The organism is Marinomonas balearica, assembly GCF_004362145.1.
Lineage (GTDB): Bacteria > Pseudomonadota > Gammaproteobacteria > Pseudomonadales > Marinomonadaceae > Marinomonas > Marinomonas balearica.
Genome location: NZ_SNXC01000006.1, coordinates 1 through 1955 on the forward strand (window position 1 = coordinate 1; position 1955 = coordinate 1955).

Consider the following 1955-nt stretch of genomic DNA (forward strand, 5'->3'; position numbering starts at 1 on the left):
ATAACAAGTCAAATCACTCGGACTTGGTAAAGCTGTCACCTTTTTCGCTTGCGCAAAAAAGCCGCCAACTTCACCAAGCCGGTGTTTGAGGCGTTGAACTAAGCCGCTTCGCGGAGCGTTCTTTGAAAACCGAAACAATGCAGGCCACCCATAACTTTGCTCGAACGTCAGCGAAAATAGAATCAGGTCAAAGACCCTGAGAGGTTAGGCTTGCCAGTCGCCTAGGATCTGGGTAAAACTATAGAGATAGACGATAAAAAAACGATCATAAAGAGTCTTCTTAGCCTGATTTAAGGACAAGAGCACTCGAAAATACACCGCAAAGACACAGGGAGGTCGCATCATGAAAAAAGCAAATTCCCTATATAAAGACGCGGCAGTTCAACAGACGGTTATAACTGCGGCTGCGCCGCCGTATAACCCTTAATTGTTATATGCTCAGAAGAAAACAATGCAGGCCACCCATAACTTTGCTCGAACGTCAGCGAGAATAGAATCAGGTCAAAGACCCTGAGAGGTTAGGGTTGCCAATTGCCTAGGATCTGGGTAAAACTATAGAGATAGACGATAAAAAAACGATCAAAAAGAGTATTTTGAGCCTGATTTAAGGACAAGAGCACTCGAAAACACACCGCAGAGACACAGGGAGGTCGCATCATGAAAAAAGCAAATCCCCTATATAAAGACGCGGCAGTTCAACAGACGGTTATAACTGCGGCTGCGCCGCCGTATAACCCTTAATTGTTATACGAAAGGAGGGATATATGGAAGTAGCACACATTTGGAATTCTCTTGAAATTATCAAATTATTTGTTTCAATGTCGACTCCAATGATTGTATTAGTGTTTGGATATTTAATTAACAGAAATATAAAATCTATAGAGCAGAAGCAATGGGAGAATCAAACAATAATTCAATGGCGTATTAAAGTTTTCGATGAAGTTTCTCCAAAAATCAATGATATTTATTGCTTCATGCTGCATATCGGAAATTGGAAAGAGTTAAACCCACTCGACGTAGTTGCTAGAAAAAGAGAATTAGATAAAAAAATTCATACATCGGCAGCACTTTTTTCTTCTGAACTTTCAGCTTGCTATGAAGAGCTTATGAAAGTGTGTTTTCTCTCCTATAGAGGCTGGGGTAAAGATGCAGCTATTCGAGTTGAATCAACTCAACATAAGGCAGCTTATGGAGCAGATTGGGATAATAAGTGGGATGATTTATTTGTAGAAGATCATGAATGCCCACTTCAATGTGACATCGATAAAAGCTACAGTGCCTTGATGGATAAATTTTCACAAGAAATAGGGATAGGCCTAAACGGTAAAAATCACGAATTGCCCAAACATAGGCTTAATAATTGGTGGTCATAAATTGTTTTCGTATAACAAGTGCAATCAGGTTCAGCCACGTTGTGGCTTGGACTCGCAACAAGTTGCTCGCCCCTGTTGCAAGCGTTAATGCTCATGAGTGAAAAATACCTAGTCGATACTATTTCTAATATTCCTGAGATAAATAATTAGGGTCAGAGTTAAATTAAATTCTAACTGACCCATGATCCCAAAGTATTATGCGTAAATCCGATAAGAAACTCGATAATAAAATCCGTTTAGCCCTGACTGATGTGTGTGAATCAGAGCCAACAATGCAGGCCACCCATAACTTTGCTCGAACGTCAGCGAGAATAGAGTCAGGTCAAAGACCCTGAGGGGTTAGGCTTGCCAATCGCCTAGGATCTGGGTAAAACTATAGAGATAGACGATAAAAAAACGATCAAAAAGAGTATTTTGAGCCTGATTTAAGGACAAGAGCACTCGAAAATACACCGCAAAGACACAGGGAAGTCGCATCATGAAAAAAGCAAATTCCCTATATAAAGACGCGGCAGTTCAACAGACGGTTATAACTGCGGCTGCGCCGCCGTATAACCCTTAATTGTTATATGCTCAGAAGGA

The 1955-nt window shown here is 40.8% G+C and carries 1 protein-coding gene; it reads left to right on the forward strand.

Annotation, left to right across the window (positions count from 1 at the left end; all coding sequences use genetic code 11):
- Nucleotides 1-764: 764 nt before the first annotated feature.
- Complete coding sequence (locus DFP79_RS01670) at nt 765-1373, forward strand: hypothetical protein (protein ID WP_133502225.1); 609 nt, start codon at nt 765-767, stop codon at nt 1371-1373.
- Nucleotides 1374-1955: the final 582 nt, after the last annotated feature.

Coding starts and splice junctions, on each gene's coding strand:
- DFP79_RS01670 (WP_133502225.1), top strand. CDS start 765: ATGGAAGTAGCACACATTTGGAATTCTCTTGAAATTATCAAATTATTT.